Consider the following 6,201-nt stretch of genomic DNA (forward strand, 5'->3'; position numbering starts at 1 on the left):
GCGAATGAATGCGCTGCGGCAATGAGGCTCTGTCGGCGGGGAACCAAAGTCCCGGACGCCGCGTTATTCGCGCTCAATGGGAGGCTACCGCCATGCGGGCGTTTTTTGGAATGATCCTGGGTGCGCTGATCCTGGGCGTCGGCGTTTACATCTACGATTCGATGTCGACCTCGTCAGTGGCGAACGGCCAGACGGCCCAGGAGCGCCGGACGATCGTCAATTGGGACGTCGCCGCCAACGAATGGGAAGCGCTGAAGACGCGCACCAAACAGGATTGGGCCAAGCTGACTTCGCAAGTGAAGTCGTAAGGCGACACGTCGCCAGCGAAAGACTGGCGGAGAGACCGGCAAAGACGCCTTCGCTGAAAAGCGGGGGCGTTTTCCGTTTGAACGTGGTGAAGTTTACTTCTTCGCAGCCGCAGCTTTGCGTGCATCGGCAATGGCGAGCACAAACTGTTCTTTGGTGATCGGGCCGGGAATGCGGAACTTGCCGACGATGAAGGACGGCGTGCCATTGAAGCCGAAAGCCGTCGCCTGCTCATCGATCTGCTTCAGCTTCGCGACGATCGCATCCTGATTTTTCTGCAGGTCGGCGACGGCGCGATCGACATCGATGCCGGCCTTGGCGAGCCGGTCACGGGCAATAGCCTCGGTGAGTCTGGTATCGAGGCTGATCAGGGCATCCTGCGCCTCGATGAACTTGTTCTGGTATCTCGTCGCCAGCACGAGACGCGCCGCATAGACCGACACCGGCCCGAGGATCGGCCAGTCCTTCGATACCAGTCGAACCTTGCCGTCTTCCTTCACCAGGGCGCGAAGATCGGGCGCGATCTTGCGGCAATAGGGACACTGGTAGTCGAAAAATTCGACAATGGTGATGTCGCCCTTCGGATTGCCGGCGGCCGGGATATCCGGATCGCGGAGGACCGCGGCTTCGTTGAGGATATCCTGGTCCTTGGCGGCACCGGCCGCCGCAAGCACCCGGCCGGACGACGCACCGAGCAGCACAGCGCCGCCGAAAAGCCCGAGTGCAGCGCGACGCGTGGTCGCGGCATTTGAGGTACGGCGGGTTGTGGCGGTCATGATGTTCTCCGAAAGACGCATCAGGCGCCAGTGCTCACGTCACGTAGATGTTGCGGGCCAACATATAAAGCGCCACGATGATAATGATAGACGCAAAAACCGTATTCAGCGCGCCGCGCCGCAGCGACAGATGGCGTGCCAGACTGGTTCCCAACAATCCGCCGAGCAGGCCGCCCAGAATGAACACCAGCGCCAGTTTCCAGGAGATCAGCCCGGACCAGGCATAGCTCGATGCCGTGGTGAGACCGAAAGCGGTGACCGCCACCAGCGACGACGAGATCGCACTCATGATCGACATGCCCGTGGCCGCCATCAACGCCGGCACAATCAGAAAGCCGCCACCAATCCCGAAGAAGCCGGACAGCGCGCCCGTGACAAGACCCAGCGCAAGCAGCGAAGGCGTATTCGACATGCTGATTTCAACCCGGTGCTCGCCGACCTGGGCGCGCGTCTTCAGCATCAGTACGGCGATCACCAGCATCAGGACCGCGAACAGCGCGAGCAGATTCTGCCCGTCCACCCGCTTGCCGAGAATCGAACCTCCGAGCGCACCAGCGATTCCTGCGGCGGCAAATACCAGCGCGCAGGACCAGTGCACATTGCCGCCACGCGCATGATTGCCGAGATTGACCGCCGCATTGGCTGCGACCGCAATGGCGCTGGTGCCGATCGCGACATGGGGCTCAGGCACGCCGACGACATAGACCATCAGCGGCACGGCGAGGATCGAGCCGCCACCACCAACAAGGCCGAGCGAGAAGCCGACCAGTGCGCCCGAAGCCAGGCCGAGCGCGCCCTGCATTACAGTAATCATGAATGGTCGATTCTCGTTGACGACGGCGCGACCTTAATGGCCTTTTTGACCCGGCTCCATGCAACAAGCATCACAAATCCGATGTCTGGGAAAACGCTGTCGTGACCATCAGCGCACCAGCAGGGTGACGGCGAGCGGCACCAGCAGAGAGGTCACCAGCGCATTGAGGCTCATGGCGATGCCGGCAAAGACGCCGGCCACCGCATCGACCTGAAAAGCCCGTGCAGTGCCGATGCCATGCGAGGCGAGGCCGACGGCAAAGCCGCGGGCGCGATAATCAGTGATGCCCATGCGATTCATCATCGGCGTGACGATGATCGCGCCCATGATGCCTGTGAGCACGACGGCCACGGCGGTCAGCGACGCATCGGCGCCAAGCGACTCACTGATGCCCATGGCGACACCTGCGGTGACCGATTTCGGCGCCAGCGACAACACGACATTGTTCGGCAACCCGAACGCCTTCGCCAATAGCACCACCGAGACGATCGCCGTTGCGCAGCCGACCACCAGCGCGGCCAGCATCGGCACGATCGCCGCCGCCACGACCTTGCGGTTCTCATAAAGTGGCACCGCCAGCGCCACCGTCGCCGGGCCGAGCAGGAAATGCACGAATTGCGCACCGCTGAAATAGGTCGTGTAGGACGTGCCTGTCACCAGTAGGAACACGGCGATGATCCACATCGAGTGGAACACCGGATTGGCGAACGGATGCCGGCCGGTCGCAAGCGACAACGCATCGGCCGTCGCATAGACCAGCAGCGTCACCGTGAGCCACAAAAGCGGCTGCTGCGAGAGATAGACCCAGAGCGAGAACGGATTGGCGCTCATGACGCACTCGGCCCACGCGTCATCACCCGGCTGATGACGAGGAACGTCGCCACCGTCACCAGCAGCGTGATCACCACCGAGATCGCCAGAACTACAGCGATGGCGGTGCCGTGCTCGGCCAGCAGATCGAGCTTCTGCACCACGCCGACCCCCGCCGGGATGAACATCAGCGACAGATGCGCGAGCAGGCCCTTTGCCGCATTCTCCACGCCGCCACCCTGCAACGGCCCCTGCGCGAACAGCACGGCGCGGTCACGCAGCAACAGCAGAACGAGCAGCAGCAGCATGCCGAACACGGGACCGGGCACCGGCCACGCAAAGGCACGCACGGCGATCTCGCCGGCGAGCTGGCACAGCAGGATCAGGGAAAGACTGGCAATCATGGGGGCTCCGCGGGTGACGGATCGTTATCGCCCGCGAAGCAACTTATGTCGATCAGGACAAGCGCACAGCTGATCCGATCAGGCGGCGCCCTTCAGCTTCTTGGTGCACTCGCTGTAATAGCCGCCGCCCTTTTCGATCCACTTCATGCCGCCATTGGCATTGTTGGCCTTGTTGGCATTGTATTGATCCACGCAGGTGTGCATCCGCGCCTTGCCCGCCGATTCCTTGGCGTATTTCGGATCGACCGCCGACGGGAACGTGGCAGGGCCTGCCGGAGCCGCGGCCGTCGTGGCTGCCGGCTTGGGCGCGGCGGCAGGCTTGGGAGCCGCCGCCGGTTTGGCTTCGGCAGCCGTCGGCGCCGCGGTTGCAGCAGGCGCAGCTGCGGCCGGCGTCGCAGCGGCAGCAGTTCCGCATTCTGCCTTGCGGAAGTCATTCCATTTCTGGCCGTTCAGCGTGCCAGCGGTCTTGGCCGCCTGATATTTTGCACTGCACTCAGTCGCCGTGAGTGCATGGGCCGGACTGAAAGCAAGCAGAGCAAAACTGGACATTGCAATCGCGCAGGCGAATTTGACAGGCATCATCATGACTTTCTCTCCCTTTGCTACACAAAGTAGAAGTAGGCGACAGCATCCTATCGTTACCGCTGGACGTAGCAACGAGATCGCAACTCCCTGCGAAAAAATATCGTGATCGCACTGTCAGATATATTTCAACTTATTCACCTGCCGTTCAGGCCGGCGCGCCCACCCTGTCCTGCCCGTTCAATCCGAGGTGCTGCCATGATCCGATTTGTTTCTAGCCTAGCTACCGCTGCCGTCGCCTCCCTCCTGCTGGTCGGCGCGGCCACCGCGCAGGCACCTGCGCCGGCGGCCACCAAGACTGCGCCTGCCAAGACGGCCCCCGCCGACAAGATGGCGCCTGCGGAAAAGATGGCGCCTGCAGACAAGACAGCGGAAAAGCCCCGCACGGCGGCATCGCTTGAATGTTCGAAACAGGCCGACGCGAAGGGTCTGCATGGCGCCGAGCGCCGCAAATTCCGCTCGGAATGCAAAAAGGGCACGAAGGCGAACTAATCAGCCCGGACCGCCTGTCCCTCGCCCGGAAAGCGAGGGACAGGTAGTCCACACCGCATTTGTCGGCAGGTGCGGACTTTGCCATAAAGCGGGCTCCTTCATCTTCCCGTGCAAATGGCCATCGCTCTTCCCAGCTCCCTTCAGATCCGAACCACCCTTGAGACGCTCGTCATCGGCACGATCGGCGGAGCGCTATTCTATTTGGCGGAATTGCCGGGCGGGCTGATCTCCGGCGCGATGATCGCAGTCGCCGCTTACGGCATCCTCGGCCGCCCGGTCGGCCTGCCGCAGCCGATGGCCCATGTCATCCTGATGACACTGGGCCTGTCGCTCGGCTCGATGGTGTCGCCGGAGATGGTGCACAATCTCAGCGCCTATCCGGTGACCATCGCCCTGCTGGCGCTGGCCACCTTCTGCGCCACCTTCGGCAGCAGCATCTATCTGCAGCGCGTTCATGGCTGGGACCGCACCTCTGCGCTGCTGGCCGGCAGCCCCGGCGCGCTGTCGCAGATCATCATGCTGGCCACCGAGCGCAATGCCGACGTTCCGGGCATCGCAGTCGTGCAGATTTTCCGCGTCATCATCCTCACCGGCATGGTGCCGCTGCTGCTCGCCGCCACGGGCCTGATGGGTCATGGCCCGCTGCCATCGCGCGGACCTGAAGCCTCGCCGCTGGCGCTCGCCGAACTCGCCGCCGCGGCCGTTGCCGTCTCGCTGTTCATGCGCTGGATCAAGTTTCCCGCGAGCTGGATGTTCGGCGCGATGATGGCCTCGTCAGTGCTGCACGGCACTGGCTGGGTCCACGGCACGCTGCCGCAATGGGCCTATATCACTGCGCTCGTCGGCATCGGCAGCCTGATCGGCTCGCGCTTCGGCAAGATCTCGCCGCGCACCATTCTCAGCCATGTCTGGGCCGCGCTCGGCTCATTCACGGTGGCCATCGCAATCTCGTCGGTGTTTGTCACGATCATCGCGCTGACCACAACTGTGAAGCTGAGCGATGTCGTCGTCGCCTTCGCACCGGGCGCCATGGACGCCATGCTCGCACTGGCGCTGACGCTGCATATCGATCCGGTGTTCGTCGGCGCGCATCATCTGTCGCGCTTCATCTATGTGTCGATCGTCACGCCCGGCATCGTGCATCTGTTCGGCAAGGCGCAGGACGATATCGACGACTAAGCATGATCCGGAAAAGCGGAAACCCGTTTTCCCATCGGATCATGCTCGAATAAAGCGATGCGAGCGCCTAGCGCCGCGCGGTCCGGCTGGCGCCCCATACTGCGATCATGGCCATCGCCAGCGAGATCAGCACATTGTAGCCGGCCAGCGACAGGCCGAGAAACCGCCACTGCACCTCGTCGCAGCGGATCACCTTCACGGTGTCGAGGCGTTCCAGCAGGCTGCCGGCCTTGCCGAGATCCACCACCGGACCGGAGCAGTCGGTTGGCCCCTGCCAGAATTTCCATTCGACGCCGGCGTGATAGCCGCCGAGCACCGCATTGGCGAGCGCCGCCAGCGCCAGCAGAGCGAGGCCGGTCACAACCAGGCCGCGCGGCGCGTCCCTGGCGGCAGCAATCGCCACCAGCACCGCCAGCGGGATCGCGAGATAATAGGCATAACGCTGTTCGAGACAGAGCGGGCACGGCCGGATATCCAGCACCAGCTGGAAGAACCAGGCCCCTGCCAGCGTGGCCAGAGCGATCAGACCGACCGCCAGCGCGGCGACCAGCGCCGGGTTTGAGGAGGCATATACGGGCGTGGATGGTGGGACAGTCTGGGCAGTCACGGCGCTCTCCGGGTGGCTGCTGGGTCCTATCCCGGGGCCACCATCCTGTCGAGGCGGCCTTGATCACACTGGGGTGTGCGCGGCGGCCGATCTGGCCAAACCGCCGGTTGACCCACCCGGAGCGCCCGCTATATTCCGCCCGCTTCGCGACCCCTGCCTCCGGCCGGCGTCCGAATGCCCCTGTGGCGGAATTGGTAGACGCGCTCGACTCAAAATCGAGTTCCGCAAGGA

9 protein-coding genes are annotated in these 6,201 nt (G+C 63.5%); 3 read left to right on the top strand and 6 right to left on the bottom strand.

Annotated elements, in window-relative coordinates:
* Nucleotides 1–92: 92 nt before the first annotated feature.
* On the top strand, nt 93–308 hold the full coding sequence (locus ACEK02_RS22675) for a hypothetical protein (protein WP_371423800.1): 216 nt from the start codon (nt 93–95) through the stop codon (nt 306–308).
* A 93-nt stretch (nt 309–401) separates the two neighbouring features.
* Here ACEK02_RS22675 and ACEK02_RS22680 read toward each other — a convergent pair whose 3' ends face one another.
* From ACEK02_RS22680 to ACEK02_RS22700, 5 genes are all read right to left on the bottom strand, one after another.
* Complete coding sequence (locus tag ACEK02_RS22680) at nt 402–1,082, bottom strand: DsbA family protein (protein ID WP_371423801.1); 681 nt, start codon at nt 1,080–1,082, stop codon at nt 402–404.
* Between the two features lie 34 nt (nt 1,083–1,116).
* The gene (locus ACEK02_RS22685; protein ID WP_371423802.1) at nt 1,117–1,896 is read right to left on the bottom strand and encodes a sulfite exporter TauE/SafE family protein; all 780 of its coding nucleotides are present in this window, start codon (nt 1,894–1,896) and stop codon (nt 1,117–1,119) included.
* Nucleotides 1,897–2,004: 108 nt separating this feature from the next.
* A complete protein-coding gene (locus ACEK02_RS22690; RefSeq protein WP_371423803.1) occupies nt 2,005–2,727 on the bottom strand; it encodes an LrgB family protein in 723 nt (240 codons plus the stop codon).
* Nucleotides 2,724–3,110 (bottom strand): CidA/LrgA family protein, encoded by a 387-nt coding sequence (locus ACEK02_RS22695; RefSeq protein ID WP_371423804.1) that lies wholly within the window; start codon nt 3,108–3,110, stop codon nt 2,724–2,726. Before ACEK02_RS22695 ends, ACEK02_RS22690 begins: the two co-directional genes overlap by 4 nt.
* 78 nt (nt 3,111–3,188) lie before the next feature.
* Entirely contained in the window at nt 3,189–3,695 is a 507-nt protein-coding gene (locus ACEK02_RS22700) for a hypothetical protein (protein WP_371423805.1), read from the bottom strand.
* A 195-nt stretch (nt 3,696–3,890) separates the two neighbouring features.
* Here ACEK02_RS22700 and ACEK02_RS22705 point away from each other — a divergent pair, with 195 nt between their 5' ends.
* A complete protein-coding gene (locus ACEK02_RS22705; protein ID WP_371423806.1) occupies nt 3,891–4,184 on the top strand; it encodes a PsiF family protein in 294 nt (97 codons plus the stop codon).
* 114 nt (nt 4,185–4,298) lie between these two features.
* The gene (locus tag ACEK02_RS22710; RefSeq protein WP_371423807.1) at nt 4,299–5,363 is read left to right on the top strand and encodes an AbrB family transcriptional regulator; all 1,065 of its coding nucleotides are present in this window, start codon (nt 4,299–4,301) and stop codon (nt 5,361–5,363) included.
* Between the two features lie 67 nt (nt 5,364–5,430).
* On the opposite strand, the gene ACEK02_RS22715 is transcribed toward ACEK02_RS22710, so the two are convergent.
* The gene (locus tag ACEK02_RS22715; protein WP_371423808.1) at nt 5,431–5,970 is read right to left on the bottom strand and encodes a disulfide bond formation protein B; all 540 of its coding nucleotides are present in this window, start codon (nt 5,968–5,970) and stop codon (nt 5,431–5,433) included.
* Nucleotides 5,971–6,201 lie beyond the last annotated feature (231 nt).

This window comes from Tardiphaga sp., assembly GCF_041424195.1.
GTDB lineage: Bacteria > Pseudomonadota > Alphaproteobacteria > Rhizobiales > Xanthobacteraceae > Tardiphaga.